12 protein-coding genes and 1 other RNA gene are annotated in these 14,278 nt (G+C 54.7%); 4 read left to right on the forward strand and 9 right to left on the reverse strand.

Going from position 1 to position 14,278, the window contains the following annotated elements:
- Window positions 1-351 precede the first annotated feature (351 nt).
- Together ssrS and H6G52_RS18220 are read right to left on the reverse strand one after the other, a co-directional pair.
- Window positions 352-557, reverse strand: a non-coding RNA gene (ssrS, locus tag H6G52_RS18215) — 6S RNA.
- Between the two features lie 95 nt (window positions 558-652).
- The gene (locus H6G52_RS18220) at window positions 653-2,455 is read right to left on the reverse strand and encodes an adenylate/guanylate cyclase domain-containing protein (protein WP_234406733.1); all 1,803 of its coding nucleotides are present in this window, start codon (window positions 2,453-2,455) and stop codon (window positions 653-655) included.
- A gap of 1,244 nt (window positions 2,456-3,699) precedes the next feature.
- On the opposite strand from H6G52_RS18220, the gene gndA reads away from it, so the two are divergent.
- Window positions 3,700-5,121, forward strand: coding sequence for an NADP-dependent phosphogluconate dehydrogenase (gene gndA, locus H6G52_RS18225; protein ID WP_190530207.1), 1,422 nt, complete (start codon window positions 3,700-3,702; stop codon window positions 5,119-5,121).
- A 270-nt stretch (window positions 5,122-5,391) separates the two neighbouring features.
- Here gndA and H6G52_RS18230 read toward each other — a convergent pair whose 3' ends face one another.
- The 6 genes from H6G52_RS18230 to H6G52_RS18255 all read right to left on the reverse strand — a co-directional run bounded on the left by H6G52_RS18230 (window position 5,392) and on the right by H6G52_RS18255 (window position 9,970).
- A complete protein-coding gene (locus H6G52_RS18230) occupies window positions 5,392-6,354 on the reverse strand; it encodes an alpha-E domain-containing protein (protein WP_099532730.1) in 963 nt (320 codons plus the stop codon).
- 178 nt (window positions 6,355-6,532) lie between these two features.
- Window positions 6,533-7,930, reverse strand: a complete 1,398-nt coding sequence (locus H6G52_RS18235) for an NAD-dependent malic enzyme (protein ID WP_370567741.1) — start codon at window positions 7,928-7,930, stop codon at window positions 6,533-6,535.
- Between the two features lie 273 nt (window positions 7,931-8,203).
- Complete coding sequence (locus H6G52_RS18240; protein WP_242026495.1) at window positions 8,204-8,530, reverse strand: DUF86 domain-containing protein; 327 nt, start codon at window positions 8,528-8,530, stop codon at window positions 8,204-8,206.
- A 45-nt stretch (window positions 8,531-8,575) separates the two neighbouring features.
- The gene (locus H6G52_RS18245) at window positions 8,576-8,965 is read right to left on the reverse strand and encodes a nucleotidyltransferase family protein (RefSeq protein ID WP_234406735.1); all 390 of its coding nucleotides are present in this window, start codon (window positions 8,963-8,965) and stop codon (window positions 8,576-8,578) included.
- A 48-nt stretch (window positions 8,966-9,013) separates the two neighbouring features.
- Window positions 9,014-9,733 carry a class I SAM-dependent methyltransferase gene (locus tag H6G52_RS18250; RefSeq protein WP_099532733.1) on the reverse strand — a complete coding sequence of 240 codons (720 nt, stop codon included), beginning with the start codon at window positions 9,731-9,733 and terminating at the stop codon, window positions 9,014-9,016.
- A 57-nt stretch (window positions 9,734-9,790) separates the two neighbouring features.
- Window positions 9,791-9,970 (reverse strand): hypothetical protein, encoded by a 180-nt coding sequence (locus H6G52_RS18255; protein WP_099532734.1) that lies wholly within the window; start codon window positions 9,968-9,970, stop codon window positions 9,791-9,793.
- Window positions 9,971-10,167: 197 nt separating this feature from the next.
- On the opposite strand from H6G52_RS18255, the gene H6G52_RS18260 reads away from it, so the two are divergent.
- Together H6G52_RS18260 and H6G52_RS18265 are read left to right on the forward strand one after the other, a co-directional pair.
- Window positions 10,168-11,673 carry a leucyl aminopeptidase gene (locus H6G52_RS18260; RefSeq protein WP_190530210.1) on the forward strand — a complete coding sequence of 502 codons (1,506 nt, stop codon included), beginning with the start codon at window positions 10,168-10,170 and terminating at the stop codon, window positions 11,671-11,673.
- A 381-nt stretch (window positions 11,674-12,054) separates the two neighbouring features.
- Entirely contained in the window at window positions 12,055-13,131 is a 1,077-nt protein-coding gene (locus H6G52_RS18265) for a hypothetical protein (RefSeq protein ID WP_190530212.1), read from the forward strand.
- A gap of 89 nt (window positions 13,132-13,220) precedes the next feature.
- On the opposite strand, the gene H6G52_RS18270 is transcribed toward H6G52_RS18265, so the two are convergent.
- The gene (locus H6G52_RS18270; RefSeq protein ID WP_190530214.1) at window positions 13,221-14,027 is read right to left on the reverse strand and encodes a hypothetical protein; all 807 of its coding nucleotides are present in this window, start codon (window positions 14,025-14,027) and stop codon (window positions 13,221-13,223) included.
- 149 nt (window positions 14,028-14,176) lie between these two features.
- Between H6G52_RS18270 and H6G52_RS18275 the strand changes: the two genes are divergently transcribed.
- A partial coding sequence (locus H6G52_RS18275) for an IS1 family transposase (RefSeq protein ID WP_190526908.1) occupies window positions 14,177-14,278 on the forward strand: 102 nt, incomplete at its 3' end.

Below are 14,278 nucleotides of genomic sequence, written 5' to 3' on the forward strand. Positions count from 1 at the left end.
GCAGCGCCGACGCAAATCAGGATTGGCATCGGAGTAGGGGCGACTACGAGCCATGGCTCAAGCATCTCTAGGATCGATGGCTACAGCTTAACTTCCTTAAGTTGAAGCCAGTGATCGCCATGCGCCCTCCGGTACGAGAGATCTCCAAGGGTCAATCCGTTTCGATCGATCTAATGATGGCGGAGGATACACAACAATGTGCGCCCAACAATATGCGCTGACCCATTTGCCACTGGCAAATTCAAATCAAAACACGGGCCACCGTCGCGGAGGCGAGTGGTGGCCCGTGTTATTTACCAAATTGTTGATCAATATTGTTGATCAATTGGTTGAAGCAAATTCTGAGGAGTTGGGTTAACCGCAAATGCCGTCTTGCCTCAGCTTCCGACCTGGAAAAACCAGGTGGGTACTCTTGTCTCCGTTTAAAGTTTCTGAGTTAACAAAGCGCCTAAACGCTTGCTCAGTCTACTGCCACTAAGACGTTCGGTGAGTCCCCGAATTGGAACAAACATAGATCGCAAAACAATTATTGGCAGTCACCAACATTGCAGCAAAACCCAACCGGAATTATAGCAAACAGTTTTAGGATTACGATCGCCCCGAGATCCCTAGTTTTGGCCCTGAGGCGATCGCCCAAATCCGCAGTCAGTTCTCAAGAAGGCTCCGTCAACAGCTTCACCAACTCTAGCTCTTGGGCGCGGTGGCCATCTTGGAAAATGGGCACTGGCCGTTCAATGCCCTTGAACCGAAATTCTCCCATTTGCACCCAATTCATCTTCCGCGACACCAGGTCATAGGTATTGGCACTGATGATGCATTGACCCACCGGACAAATCGCCTCCATCCGGGCCGCCAGGTTCACCGCGCCGCCTAAGACTGTGTAATCCATCCGTTGGGAGCTGCCCACATCTCCCACCACGGCCCGACCGCTGTTGATGGCAATCCGTAGTTGCAAATGCTCGCCCAGCACGTTCCGTTTGTTCAAATCATCCAAGCGTTCCAGCATTCGTCGGGCAGCAATGACAGCGCGATCGGCATGATCCGGTTGTGGTTCCGGCGCACCAAAAAAGGCCATGATGCAATCGCCAATGAACTTATCGAGGGTTCCGCCTAGGGCAAACACCTCTTGTAGCATTTCTTCAAAAAAGCGGTTCAACAAGTCCGCCACCTCCGCCGGACTCAGGCGCTCCGAAAGGGCCGTGAACCCGACAATATCTGCAAACAGAATGCTGAGTTCCCCATCGGTGGTGGGAATCCGGCCATCCTCGTGGGTGCCAGCGGCGATCATCTGTTGCACCACTGCAGGCGAGTGATAGCGCTCTAGCTTTTGGCACAGGCGCTCTTCTTCCTGGAGTTTGCGGGTGAGCAACCACCGCTGAACACTGGCAGCCACGAGGTTGGCCAATGCGGAAAAGAAACTGAGATCGTCTTCGCCCTCTTGCACCCAACTTTCGGAGGATAGGTTGGCATCGGCATAGAGCACACCGACCACTTTGTCTTCGTTCCAAAGCGGCACGGCCATGGCGCTGCGAATGCCTTTATAGAGAATGCTTTGTTCTGCGCCAAACCGCTCGTCTGCTTGGGCATCGGCCGTTTGCAGGGCAATTTTTTCTTTGAAAACTTTTTGGCAAATGCTTTGGCTGATCCAACCGCTGTTGAGAGTGAGGTCGCGGGCCCGTTCGGTTTCGCGGGCGGCCGCGTTCAGCAGTTGCAGTTGGCCATTGCCTTCCACATCCACCAACAGGGCCAGGCGCTCAATGTTGGTGAGATAGCGAAACACCACTTCTTGCACTTGAGAGAAGATGGCGTTGCTGCTGGCGGCGGAGGTGAGGCCTTTGGCGATTTCCACGAGATCGCGCAGGCGGGCAATGGTGCGATCGCGCTCATAAAGACTGTCGCCGCTGCCTTCGCTGGTGCGGAGCCACTGTTCTTTGAGGTCGCTGGCATCGCGTGAAATTCGCATTTTGCCATCGGCCGTGGCATCAATCAGGGGCAGCTTGACCAAATTGGGCCGCACCACGGAAACGGTGGGCGGCAAAGCCTCGGGGTTTAAGGGAACCTGCACCCGTTGGGAATAGACGGCTTTGGGCCCTTGGGGCGATTGGCGCGATCGGGTGATGGTGGGATTCGCGACTGCGTTGGTCGTGCCCACTCCTGCCAACAGGACGGTGATGCAAACATTTTCGATATAGATCCGATCGCCGTGGGCGATGGGGGTTGGCTGTTGGAGGGGGGTTTGGTTCAGGCGTGTGCCGTTTTTGCTTTGCAGGTCTTCAACCATCCAGGGACTAGCCCGATCGGCGCGACTAATTCGGGCATGGTGTCGCGACACGCCATAGGGAGAAAGGGGCAGCTCGCAATCACTGGCCCGCCCGATCGTCACGGAGTCGGTTTCCACGGGAATCAGTCGATCGGGGCTACCGGGAACCTGAAGGCGTAATTGGATCTCAGCCATGCCATCTACTCTGCTTCACAGCAATCGAATCAATATCGCCAAACCAACATCGACTGGAACGCTGAGAATAGCACCGGGAACAGCGCCGAGAACGTTAACCGATCGATGCATTACACCCTATTCGACAGCGCTCAGGCTCACAAGCGGTGAGGGGCCAGACCAGTTTTTCAGAACGCCCACGCCCCAGTCCGGTTAACCAATCCCGCTGCGGCCCCATCACTGCCTCGCTGTTTTCGTGTTTAGGCTGTGGTTAAGCCGTCCAACCTTGATTAAAGCCTGGTTTAAGCCCCTTGCCCGATCGCTCTGAACGCAATCGGTTTGTTTGAGATGTCCCCTGCGATCGCCCTCCCCTCGCGACCAGTTGGCCAAGCGTCCCCCGATCGCCCGTTTCCATACCCAAATCCAGAACCGGCACTGCAAAAGCACCGTTCCTTCCCATTTTCCCCGCTAGATGCGAGTTGAGTTGATCTGTGGTGATGCGTTGTTGGTGACCAATTGCAGTGACCAATTACGGTCACGAACTGCAATCAAGAACCGCAATCAAGCACCGCAATCGAGAGCTACGGTCACGAACTGCGATGAAAATAGAATTCCCGCAGAGTTCCCGCAAATCAACAAGCCGGTATCGCACCCGAGACAGCCTGTCAAAATCTCACCTGACCCAACGCTAGCACTTGAACCTAGACAATGGCGCAATTGCCTTCCACGTTGCGTTCCGTGGCATTCTCGATCCTGTCCAAGTTCAGTCCAGATTAGCCCCGATCGCCCCAATTGGGCGACTTCCGGCAACCCCAATCCCATTAGCGATTACAGCGATTAATGAGCTTGAATCTGCCTTGAACCCGCCTTTGGCTAGTCTTTAACCAGTTTTCAGTCTTTCAGCAGTCTTTAAATAGTCTTCAATAAATAGTCTTCGATGTTGTCCCGATGGTTCTTGAGCAGACTTTTAACGGAATCTTCCAGTCCGTCCCCAGGGGATCGGGCTAATCTGAGGCAAGTTGTCATCAAGGATGACGGTGCTGAGTGGTTGGCCCCTGTTGTGGCCTCGGGTGTTGCGATTCCGTCCCCCTAATCCGAATAGCCTGCGCTTCCTCGGCCAGCCCATTGCAACATCCACGACAGCGCCCGCAACAGTGCTTGAGCTAAAAACTTTGAACTGCGACTCCCGTGATGTTGGTTGGGGCCTGCATGATTGGCCCGCCAACCACAACTCAGCCGATTGTTAGCCGACCCAGATTTTTCCTATGGCTCAAAGTTTCGGACTCATCGGTCTTGCTGTGATGGGCGAAAATCTTGCCCTGAACATTGAACGGAATGGATTCCCGATCGCGGTGTATAACCGCAGCCGCGATAAAACCGACACATTCATGGCCACCCGGGCCCAGGGCAAGCAGGTGCAACCCACCTACAGCTTGGAAGAATTTGTGGCTGCCCTTGAACCGCCGCGCAAAATTTTGATTATGGTCAAGGCCGGCGGGCCCGTGGATGCGGTGATTGAACAGCTCAAGCCCCTGTTGGCTCCGGGCGATATTTTGATTGACGGTGGCAACTCGCTTTATGAGGACACAGAACGCCGCACCCAAGATCTGGAAGCCTTGGGCCTGACCTACATTGGCATGGGCGTGAGCGGCGGCGAAGAAGGGGCGCTGAATGGCCCTAGCTTGATGCCCGGTGGCACGCGATCGGCCTATGAAAAAATTGAGCCGATCGTCACCAAAATCGCCGCCCAGGTGGATAACGGCCCCTGCGTAACCTACATCGGCCCCGGCGGATCTGGACATTACGTCAAGATGGTTCACAACGGCATTGAGTATGGCGATATGCAGCTCATTGCCGAAGCCTACGACTTGCTGAAAACCGTGGGCGGCCTGAACCAAGCCCAGTTGCAAGCCACCTTTGCGGCTTGGAACCAAACAGACGAACTCAACTCCTTTTTGATTGAAATTACCGCTGAAATCTTTAAGGTCAGTGATCCCGACACTCAAGAGCCGTTGGTGGAGCTGATTCAAGACGCAGCGGGGCAAAAAGGAACCGGCCGGTGGACGGTGATGAGCGCCCTGGAATTGGGGGTTTCGATCCCAACCATCATCGCAGCGGTGAATGCCCGAATTATGTCATCCATCAAGGCTGAGCGGACGGCGGCGGCCCAAGAGCTGAGCGGCCCCGGCCCGATCTCCCCGGTGGATCAAGCCACATTCATTGATCAAGTGCGGGATGCGCTCTACTGTTCCAAAATCTGTTCCTATGCCCAAGGGATGGCCCTGTTGGCAAAGGCTTCCGCTGAGTTTGGCTATGGCTTAAATTTGGCGGAAATGGCCAGAATTTGGAAAGGCGGCTGCATCATTCGTGCGGGCTTCCTGAGCAAGATTGAGCGAGCTTTTACGGATAATCCACAGTTGCCGAATTTGCTGCTGGCTCCGGAGTTTAAGCAAACCATTCTCGATCGCCAGGCCGCTTGGCGATCGGTGGTGGCAACGGCGGCCCAAACGGGGATCGCGGTTCCGGCCTTCAGCGCCTCCCTGGACTATTTCGATAGCTACCGGCGCGATCGATTGCCCCAAAACCTCACCCAAGCCCAGCGCGACTTCTTCGGCGCACATACCTACGAGCGGATCGACAAACCGGGCACGTTCCACACGGAATGGGCCGCATTGGCAAACGGTTAGTTAGGCCGCGATCGCCCAAGGCTGTTGAGCGGTGGCAAGGGAAGATTAGGGCGCATTTGGTGAGATTCCTGTGGATTCGGGAGGCCAAATGGCTCGTAAATCTAACCGAAATTCCGGCATGACCGGATCGCCGCTCAACTCCAAACGGGAAGCACAGCCCCATGATTACGGAATGGTTGGCTTGTTCTCCCACACCCCGAGAATTAAGCGCCACTAAGGTAATACGACCACTCGAAAGCCGAAGTTGAGTCCGAATTCCCAAAAACAGGTCTAAAGCCCCACCGGTCGCAGCGCAAAAAATGTTTCATTCATGCGCTCGCCAATCACATTGAGTTCTTGCTGCAAATTGTCAATGAATTCATGGAGACCCCGATCGATCACTTCATCCACTGAAAAATAGCTGAGTTCTGCCAACAACCGTCCCAAGGGCCGCTCCACAGGATTGCTCCAAGTGCCCGTCGGTGTTCCAGTAATTTCATGCAAGGATTTTTGGGATTGCAACAGGCAAAATTGCACCGCACGGGGAAACTGTCGATCGAGCAATAGAAACTCCACAACTCCCGTGGGCGAAATGCGGTGATTGCGCCACTTTTGATACATTTCATAGGCGCTGGCGGACTTCAGCAACGCAATCCATTGGAGGCGATCGAGCGTTGTGCCCACATCCTGCACCGAAGGCAGCAGAATGTAATATTTCACATCCAAAATTCGCGATGTTTTATCTGCCCGCTCCAGGAATCGGCCCACCTGTCCAAAGTGCCAGCCTTCGCCGTGGGTCATGGTGGCATCGGTCACGCCATAGAGCAAATGACTCGCCAACTTCACTTCATTAAAAAACTTATCTAGATCAACGGCTCCCGCGCTGTAGCTGGCGGCCGCTTCTTTAACCATTAAATAAAACGCATTAATCTGTTCCCAGACTTCCGTAGATAGGATTTCTCGGATCGATCGAGCGTTTTCCCGCGCTGATTTCAAGCAAGACAAAATCGAATTGGGATAATTCGCATCAAATGTTAGAAACTGAATCACATTTTCAGCGGAAGCTTCCCCATAATTGGCCTGAAAAAGTGCCAAGTCTCCCGTGGTCATCAACAGGGGTTTCCATTGTTGAGTCACGCCCGCAGGAGAATCTAAACTTAGCTTGAGGTTGACATCAACAAATCGGGCCACATTTTCCGCCCGCTCCACATAGCGATTAAGCCAATAAATCGAGTCCGCAACGCGACTGAGCATGGTGATTTAAAGGATGAATTCCAGGGGATGATTCAGCAAGAAGCTTTGATCGGGGAAAGTTGCCTAGAGCATATCTTAAACATCCTAGTTGGTTCCAGAATGGCTTGAGCTTGAGCTGCGGCCGCAATTCCCCAATCAACACCTGAATCATTCAGCATCACCCCGCTGGGCGATCGCCTTACAAACGAGCAACGCCATCTAAGCGAGCGGCCGCTTGCACCGCAGCGGCCACCGCTGGAGCCACGCGCGAATCAAAGGCTGAGGGCACGATCGTTTCGGGGCTCAACTGCTCATCGTCCACCAACGAGGCGATCGCCAAGGCCGCATCCAAGAACATTCGTTGGGTGAGTTTGTTGGCCCGGCTGTCGAGGGCCCCCCGGAACAGACCCGGAAACGCCAACACGTTGTTGATTTGGTTGGGATAGTCGCTGCGGCCGGTGGCGATGATGGCCGCTTTGCCGATGATCAGTTCCGGTTGAATTTCCGGAATCGGGTTGGCCATGGCAAAGACGATCGGGTCTTTGGCCATGGATTCCACCATGGGCACGGACACCACCCCGGGCGCACTGACCCCCAGGAAAATATCAGCACCGACCATCGCATCAGCCAGGGTGAGCGGCCCGGGGCGATCGACTGCAAAGTCTCGCTTTTGGGGGTTCAAATCGGTGCGATCGATCGTCAGCAGCCCCTTCGAGTCGCAAATGGCGATATCGGTGGCTCCGGCCGTGCGCAGCAGTTGGGCGATCGCGATCCCCGCCGCTCCCGCACCGTTAATTACGATTTTGACCGCCGATAGGGCTTTACCCACGTATTTCAGGGCATTGGTTAGGGCTGCCAGGGAGACGATCGCCGTGCCGTGTTGATCGTCGTGGAACACGGGGATATTCAACTCCTCCTTCAGCCGCTTTTCCACTTCAAAACAGCGCGGCGCGGCGATATCCTCCAGGTTCACTCCCCCAAAAACCGGTGCAATCCGCTTCACGGTTTCCACAATTTCATCGGCATCTTGGGTGGCTAAGCAAATGGGAAAAGCATCCACCCCGCCAAATTCCTTGAACAGCATGGCTTTGCCTTCCATCACGGGCAACGCCCCTTCGGGCCCCAAATTGCCCAACCCCAACACGGCGCTGCCATCGGTGACGATCGCCACCATGTTTTGCTTCACCGTTAGCTCATAGACCCGATCGGGCTGGTCAGCAATGGCCCGACAAACGCGACCCACCCCCGGTGTATAAGCCATGGCCAAATCCGCTTGGCGATCGAGCGAAATCTTGCTGTTGACGGTTATTTTGCCGCCCTGGTGCAAGGCAAAGGTGCGATCGGCCGCCGCCAGCACCAACACCTCCGGGATCGCTTTCACGGCTGCCACAATAGCCTCCGCGCCCTCGGTGCTGGCCGCATCCACTGCCAAATCCCGGATGGTCTGTTGGCGATTTTGCTCCACGAGGGTGATATCGCCCAAGTTGCCCCCCGCATCCGCGATCGCCTGAATGACCTGGGACAGCATTCCCACCTGGTTTGGCAACTGAAGACGCAACGAAACACTGAAACTGGGATTTGGCGTTAGTTTAACCACGAACCGATCCTTCCCGAATAGCAGGTTAATGAGTTAGAAGCTGACAAGGCAGGGATAACTAAAGCTTTATAATCTACCACCCATGAGCCGTTGGCCTTGGTCGATCGGTCAGGAATTGCTGAAGATTTCCGAGCAAACCTGAGAGCATGTCTGAACAATCAAAACTCTTACCTTAAGTAAGTTTCATTGCCTGTGGGCCTCATTAATCGACAAGAACAAGATACGCAACCCCCTTGCTACCCAGGACTACTAGCGCTTTGCAAGTACCCCAAGTTACTTCTCAGGCATCTGCTCAGGGAATTGACTGTCATTTAGCAAAATTAGTAACTCTGGAATGTTGATTTGAATCGCTTGCCAAAGAATCCATAGATCAACCTCTCGATATTCGTGAATAATTCGATTTCGCATTCCTCGAATTGCTGCAATCGGAATTTGGGAGTTTTGGGTGATGAAGCTATCTGAAAAGCGGTTCATTGCCTCGCTGAGAACTGTAATTTGGTAAAGAACCGAAGATTGCGTTTTACGATCTTGGAGGAAGGAATCCTCATCCAAGCCTTTTGTAAAATCCAGAATTTGTTGACAAGCATTGATTGCATCCAACCAATATTCTCGATCATGATTCATAGGATTGCGGTAGCCGGATGATCAATCTTGATGATTAATTCGGTAAATAACTTGGGCAGTTCCTAAAATATTGTTACGCCGAATGGAATTATGACTTTGCTCAATGGCGCGTCGAGTCACCAAGTCCACGGGGCGGTTCTGAAAAAGCCTGCTAAATTCACATTCAATTGTGTATAGATCCAGCAGTGTAACCTTAGCGATCGGGGAAAAGCTAATTAATAAATCCACATCGCTATCATCCCGAAATTGATCGCCAAGAATTGATCCGAATAATGCAACTTCAGTGATCTGCCAATCATCACACAACAACATCAATTTTTGACAATCAACGGTGAGGCCTGGCTGAAGCGTAATTGAGCGACACAGAGGCTTCGCTCGATCGCACTCAACACCATCAAGGCAGTTGGTCATGGAGTGAGTCATGGCAGATCGCAATTGAACCGAAGTTTGGATTGCATTTCAACTGAATTTGACGCGATAGAGGGCAAATACATCGCCTTCGCGTGTGGCGGTCACTTTGCCACCGGCGGCCTGAATCAGTTTTTTCCAGGCGATCGGCTCTTCCAAGAAAACCTCTGACCCCAAATAGGTTTCCAAAATTGCCCAATTTTCCGCTAGGGGTAATTCGGGCAAAATGGCATCGAAGACAAATAAACCACCGGGTTTTAGGAGGGGCTTGACTCGATCGACCACAGCAGCCCAATAGTCGATCGGGTAGTAGCAGCTCACCCCTGTGGCAATCACCAAATCAAAGAATCCTGGCTCATAGTTCAGTTCATGGGCCGGTTGGCAATGCACGCCCTTAAACAGTTTGGAGTTCAGTTGTGGGCCCCGCGCTGTCAACAAATCGCAGGCGACGCGAGCTACATCTTGCCCATAGAAAAAGGCTTGCCAATCGCGCCAGGGATAAAACAAAAAGCTGCCCCCACAACCCAAATCCAAACAGCGCCAACCTTTTTGGGGCTTTGCTAATTCCCAAAAGGGGGATGTGATGCGGCTGGTGAGGGATCCAGTCACGAATTCAGGGTAGAGCGGCAAGGCGGCCACTTCGTCGGGGACTTCAAAGGCTTCGCCGCGATATTCTTTGTTATATCGAGCAGCGACGGCTTGGATTTGGGCCTGTAGTTCAGGGGTGTTCCAATCACGGGATTGAAGTTCGGCAATGCTCCAGTTAACCAATGAATGCGCCCTCAAAAATTGGGGTTGAATATTGCTCTAGAAACCAGGGAATGATGGTTAACCTTTGAGAGCTTTTTGGAAGTTTTTGCGATAGGAGCCATTAATTAGCAAAACTGGCCAAAGTAGGGTTAGGAAAATTCGATTTTGCGTGAAGTTGGTTCGCTGAAAGCCGTTCCAAAATTTCACCCCAAAGAAGATGTAAGCCCCAAAAATCACGAGGGTTGCAAGCTGAGCCATCGATCGAGCCTCTAGATACAACGGTTGAATGCGACTAAGTGCGACTGAATGCTTTTGGATGCACTTGGGTGCTAATGATGCCAGTCAACGGCGATGGGAGGGGAGCGACTCCCGGGGCTTCCGGGTTCACCCTGTCTATCAGTGTAGCCAAACCGTTAGAGTAGAAAGCGGCAAAACGCAACCATCACAAGGCAATCATGGAATTTCGAGCAAGTGTCAGCAGCCCGATCGAATGGACGGGCGCTGGTTTGGCGATCGGGCTGTTTGAGTCGGAACTGGAAACCCTGGCGGGTGACTTGGCGGCCTTGAACGATCGACTGGGTGGGGCCCTGCGCGAGGCGATCGATGAGGCCGAATTTAAGGGCAAGCCCGGAAACACTGCAACCCTGCGCGTGGGCAGCAGCACACCCGTTCGCAAATTGATCTTGATTGGGTTGGGCAACTCAGAGGATCTGCCGCTCGATCGGCTGCGCCAAGGGGCCGCCGCCGCCGCCAAAGCCGCCCGGGCCCAAAAGTGCGATCGCCTGGCCATGGCGTTCCCGCTGGCCAACCAAGAGGCGGCCGCCGCGGCCCAAGCCATCACCGAAGGGGTGCATTTGTCGCTCTATCGCGATCGCCGCTTCAAGTCCGATAGCGAAGAAAACGGCAAAACCCCCAAGCCCGAGACGATCGAGCTGTTGCCATTCCGGAATGGAACCACAGATTCAGCCGCGATCGCCCAAGGGATCGATCGGGGTGAAAAAATCGCTGCCGGAACCATTTTGGCCCGCGAGTTAGTGGCCGCTCCGGCCAACGTGGTCACCCCCATCACCATGGCCGAAACGGCCCAGGCGATCGCAGCCAACCCCGGCTGGGAACTGACGATTTTGGAAAAGGAAGATTGCGAAAAACTGGGTATGGGCAGTTTTTTGGGAGTTGCCCAAGCGTCTGACCTGCCGCCGAAGTTTATCCACTTGGTTTACAAGCCCCAAGGCACACCCCGCAAAAAGTTGGCGATCGTGGGCAAGGGTTTGACCTTCGACAGCGGCGGCTTAAATATCAAGGCCGGCGCAGGCAGCAGCATTGAGATGATGAAAACCGACATGGGCGGCGCGGGCGCAACCTTTGGCGCGGCTCAGGCGATCGCCCTGTTGCAACCGGATGTGGAAGTGCATTTCATTTCCGCCGTCACTGAAAACATGATCAGCGGGCGAGCCATGCACCCGGGCGACATCCTCACCGCCTCCAATGGCAAAACGATCGAGGTGGGCAACACCGACGCAGAAGGCCGCCTGACCCTGGCCGATGCGCTCGTCTATGCGGACAAGCTGGGCGTGGAGGCGATCGTGGACTTGGCCACCCTCACGGGCGCTTGCGTGGTGGCACTGGGCGATGAGATTGCTGGTCTGTGGGCCACCGATGAAACCCTGGCCAACGGCTTGAAAGCCGCCGCCGCCAAGGCCGGTGAAAAGCTGTGGCAAATGCCCCTCGAAGAACCCTACTTTGACAAGATGAAATCCGTGGTGGCTGACATGAAAAACATCGGCGGCCGCGCGGGTGGTTCAATCACCGCGGCCCTGTTCCTGAAGCAGTTTGTGAAAGACACGCCTTGGGCGCACCTGGATGTGGCGGGGCCCGTCTGGAGCGACAAGGATTCAGGACTGAATCCCGCCGGGGCCACCGGTTACGGGGTTCGTACCTTGGTGGAGTGGATTTTGGCTTAATAACTAGCTCACTGAGCGGCTGAATCGCTGGTTCAAGGGCTGGATCAGTCCGGGCTGGATCAGTCTGGATCAGTAACGGCCTTTCCCGGTCAGGGCGCTGCGAGGACGTATGAGGCCCGCAGCGCCGACCAGCGGCGAATCCATCAATCCATCAGATCCCCTAGCATTCAGATCCCCTAGCGTTTGACGAACTGGCGACGATTCAATAGAATCGGCCCCAACTCCGTAGCCTTGCCCAGGGTCAATCTTTCGGTGGTTCAGCCGAGTTGAAAGTCTGACCGTTGCGAAATTTGCCCCCTACAAGCAACCCAATGTTGTGTCTGGGCAAGGCGGTGCTTGGGGATGGCGGCTGCGTCCCTTGCCCATATTTGGTGTGGTGGTATGACTTTGTCCATTGAGCCTCGCGAATCCAACCCGACGATCGCCCCCCGATCGACCTCGGCCGCTGACTGGTATGCCGACCAGCTCATGGATGACTTGTTTGGGGATTTGGAGCGATCGCTCGAAGAGGGTGTGGAACTGTTGACCCCACCCCCGGAACCCTCGCCCCCGATCGCCCTGCAATCGATCGCCGTGCCGCCCTTGGTGTTGCCAGCGGAGGTGTTGCCGCCCCCGCCGCCGCCCAAAATTCAAGAGCCAGATCCAGAGCTAATCGAAGCAGTGGCCGACGCGGAACGGGCCCGGCAATCGGTGCGCCTGTTCGATCGCCTAACCATCGGCGCGGCGGCCCTGTCCCTGTTGGCCACCGTGGGCCTCTGGTTTGCCAATCGCAACGAACCGGCAGCGGTGATGGCCGACGGCTCCCCGGCGGCTCCCGTTGCTTCCGTGGCCAACGACGGCAGCAGCGCCCCCGACGATACGGAATTTGCTGCCTATATTTCCCGTTCCTTGGATGCGATCGAGCGGCGCACCAATGGCGGCGGCCCCGTTGCCCAGTTGCCCCAGCCTCCCGCGATCGCGCCAGTGCCCTCGCAATTGCCGAACGTTGTCACCCTCAATCCTCCGAACCCCAGCCCCGCGCCACCGGCCTCCAGCGCTGCCGTCACGCCTGCGGCCCCGGTTGGGTTTCCCCTGTCCAGCAACTTGGTGGACGCGATCGAGCGCTTAACCCGTTTGCTGGAACGGAATCCCAACTTGTCCGCCAACTTACCCCAACCCAACGGAGCCGCCACCCGCCCCAGCCCCGCGCCGGCCGCTTCCCCCCAACCAACCGCCAGCCCAGCCGCGTCACCGGGGCCCGTTGCGGTCGCTCCCAGCATGACCTACGTTCTGGTGGGGGTTTTGGAATTGGGCGATCGCTCCTCGGCCTTGGTTTCTGTGAACGGCGTAACCAGACGGGTCAGCATGGGCGAGGCGATCGGGGCCAGTGGTTGGACTTTGGTGGAGGTGGCCAACCAAGCCGCGACCCTCCGACGAGATGGCGAAACCCGTTCTGTGTTTGTGGGTCAGCAATTTTAGGACACTTTCAAGTCCTGATGACAACGCAAAATCCTGGCAGCAAGGGGTTTAAACCCCTTGTCTGTAGTGATTTAAATTGATCACAGGAACTAATCTTTCAAGGTACTCGGAAAATCAGCAGCGTTATAGCCAGGGATCTCGATCGGGTCGCCCCAGAGCAAGTAATAATCCTCCGCATAAATTGGAAAGCGACAAAGGTCGATCGGGGTTGTTTCCGATGGGTTAACCCCCTGAATTAACCCAGCCGCTTGGAAGGCCGCTGCAATTAATTCAGAGCAGAAAAAACTAGAGTGATCTTCCTGGGCGCAGGTCAATCCCACCTCATCTAAGATATCCAAGCCGGCCAACGCAGCCTGCACAAAATCGTAGGCACGCTTTTCGCTTTGGCGCATGAAATCCGTGAACTTTTGCAGATCCAATCGAGAGCGATGTTGCTCCCCCAACGGTAGCCACCAAATTTGGCCATCGTAGCCATCCATCAAGGCGCTTAATTTATTGATTTGTACGCCACTTTTGGCAATTCCCGTGTCTTGGTCAAAGCAAAGGGGATGGGATTCAATAATATAAATTTCCGGCTGATCCGTGGTCAGCATATCAATTTCCAGCAGGGAAGAAGCTAGCTCCAAACTGATATGTTCCTGCTTCTCCGTTGCGCTTGCACTAGGATTTTGGTCACCTTTGGCATCTGAATCAACTTCGCCATCTGGCTTGCCATCAACGTTGATCCTGCTGGGCCCATTGATCATGAATTCTGGCTGAAATACAGCGCCCACATGGGAAACCGTGGATTGGGTTGAAAGGCGCACCGTTCCCGACAGGATATCCGCCCCCGCAAAGGCAATCACATCCCCCGATCGCATCCGATGACAAACTTCGTGATATTGCACAATATTCATGACGTTTCGGGCTGTGGCTGGGTGTGTTTCAGTTATAATCGCTGATTGATCAAGAAAATTATTGCTCGGCGAATAACTTTTTTGCGGTCGTACGTCAATCTAATGTGGGATTGATAGAGTAGAGAGACTGATGGACTCAGGTTCACGCCATGGAATGCCCTCTGTGCGGTCACAGCAAAGCCCATAAACACGGCAGGATGCCCAATGGACATCAGCGCTATCTTTGTCCAGCTTGCCACCAAACCTTCTCC

Source organism: Limnothrix sp. FACHB-881 (assembly GCF_014698135.1).
Lineage (GTDB): Bacteria > Cyanobacteriota > Cyanobacteriia > CACIAM-69d > CACIAM-69d > CACIAM-69d.

Excerpts from the sequence above, each read along its gene's own strand:
- H6G52_RS18220 (WP_234406733.1), bottom strand. The coding sequence starts at position 2,455 with ATGGCTGAGATCCAATTACGCCTTCAGGTTCCCGGTAGCCCCGATCGA.
- gndA (WP_190530207.1), top strand. The coding sequence starts at position 3,700 with ATGGCTCAAAGTTTCGGACTCATCGGTCTTGCTGTGATGGGCGAAAAT.
- H6G52_RS18230 (WP_099532730.1), bottom strand. The coding sequence starts at position 6,354 with ATGCTCAGTCGCGTTGCGGACTCGATTTATTGGCTTAATCGCTATGTG.
- H6G52_RS18245 (WP_234406735.1), bottom strand. The coding sequence starts at position 8,965 with ATGACCAACTGCCTTGATGGTGTTGAGTGCGATCGAGCGAAGCCTCTG.
- H6G52_RS18255 (WP_099532734.1), bottom strand. The coding sequence starts at position 9,970 with ATGGCTCAGCTTGCAACCCTCGTGATTTTTGGGGCTTACATCTTCTTT.
- H6G52_RS18260 (WP_190530210.1), top strand. The coding sequence starts at position 10,168 with ATGGAATTTCGAGCAAGTGTCAGCAGCCCGATCGAATGGACGGGCGCT.
- H6G52_RS18265 (WP_190530212.1), top strand. The coding sequence starts at position 12,055 with ATGACTTTGTCCATTGAGCCTCGCGAATCCAACCCGACGATCGCCCCC.
- H6G52_RS18270 (WP_190530214.1), bottom strand. The coding sequence starts at position 14,027 with ATGAATATTGTGCAATATCACGAAGTTTGTCATCGGATGCGATCGGGG.